Annotated in this window: 1 rRNA gene; it reads right to left on the minus strand. The window is 52.3% G+C overall.

Features of this window, described 5'->3' with window-relative positions:
• A 23S ribosomal RNA gene (locus ACFRAV_RS31290) occupies positions 1 to 1,785 on the minus strand; the annotation flags it as partial.
• Between the last annotated feature and the right edge of the window lie 28 nt (positions 1,786 to 1,813).

Here is a 1,813-nt window from a genome sequence, read left to right on the forward strand (position 1 = left end):
GGCCTATTCACTGCGGCTTTCCGTTAAGAAAGCACCCCTTCTCCCGAAGTTACGGGGTCATTTTGCCGAGTTCCTTAACCAGAGTTCTCTCGCACACCTTAGGATTCTCTCCTCGCCTACCTGTGTCGGTTTGCGGTACAGGCACCTTTTATCTCGCTAGAAGCTTTTCTTGGCAGCGGGGAATCAAAGACTTCGCTCCATAAGGAGCTTCCCCATCACAGCTCAGCCTTCACGATAAGCGGATTTGCCTACTTATCAGCCTAACTGCTTGGACGTGCACAACCAATCGCACGCTTCTTCTATCCTTCTGCGTCCCCCCATTGCTCAAACGATGAAGAGGTGGTACAGGAATATCAACCTGTTGTCCATCGCCTACGCCTTTCGGCCTCGGCTTAGGTCCCGACTAACCCTGAGCGGACGAGCCTTCCTCAGGAAACCTTAGGCATTCGGTGGAGGGGATTCTCACCCCTCTTTCGCTACTCATACCGGCATTCTCACTTCTAAGCGCTCCACCAGTCCTTCCGGTCTGGCTTCACAGCCCTTAGAACGCTCTCCTACCACTGTTCGAAGAACAGTCCGCAGCTTCGGTGATACGTTTAGCCCCGGTACATTTTCGGCGCAGAGTCACTCGACCAGTGAGCTATTACGCACTCTTTAAATGGTGGCTGCTTCTAAGCCAACATCCTGGTTGTCTAAGCAACTCCACATCCTTTTCCACTTAACGTATACTTTGGGACCTTAGCTGGCGGTCTGGGCTGTTTCCCTTTCGACTACGGATCTTATCACTCGCAGTCTGACTCCCAAGGATAAGTCATTGGCATTCGGAGTTTGACTGAATTCGGTAACCCGGTAGGGGCCCCTAGTCCAATCAGTGCTCTACCTCCAAGACTCTTACCTTGAGGCTAGCCCTAAAGCTATTTCGGAGAGAACCAGCTATCTCCAGGTTCGATTGGAATTTCTCCCCTACCCACACCTCATCCCCGCACTTTTCAACGTGCGTGGGTTCGGGCCTCCATTCAGTGTTACCTGAACTTCACCCTGGACATGGGTAGATCACCTGGTTTCGGGTCTACGACCACGTACTCATTCGCCCTATTCAGACTCGCTTTCGCTGCGGCTCCGCATCTTCTGCTTAACCTTGCACGGGATCGTAACTCGCCGGTTCATTCTACAAAAGGCACGCCATCACCCGTTAACGGGCTCTGACTACTTGTAGGCACACGGTTTCAGGATCTCTTTCACTCCCCTTCCGGGGTGCTTTTCACCTTTCCCTCACGGTACTGGTTCACTATCGGTCACTAGGGAGTATTTAGCCTTGGGAGATGGTCCTCCCGGATTCCGACGGAATTTCACGTGTTCCGCCGTACTCAGGATCCACTCAGGAGAGAACGAAGTTTTGACTACAGGGCTGTTACCTCCTATGGCGGGCCTTTCCAGACCTCTTCATCTACCTCGTTCCTTTGTAACTCCGTACAGAGTGTCCTACAACCCCAAGAGGCAAGCCTCTTGGTTTGGGCTTCTTCCGTTTCGCTCGCCGCTACTCAGGAAATCGCATTTGCTTTCTCTTCCTCCGGGTACTTAGATGTTTCAGTTCCCCGGGTCTGCCTTCTCATATCCTATGTATTCAGATATGGATACCACTCCATTACGAGTGGTGGGTTTCCCCATTCGGAAATCTCCGGATCAAAGCTTACTTACAGCTCCCCGAAGCATATCGGTGTTAGTAACGTCCTTCATCGGCTCCTAGTGCCAAGGCATCCACCGTGCGCCCTTAATAACTTGGCCACAGATGCTCGCGTCCACTGTGCAGTTC

Origin of the sequence: Streptomyces sp. NPDC056600 (genome assembly GCF_042792855.1) — a bacterium.
GTDB lineage: Bacteria > Actinomycetota > Actinomycetes > Streptomycetales > Streptomycetaceae > Streptomyces.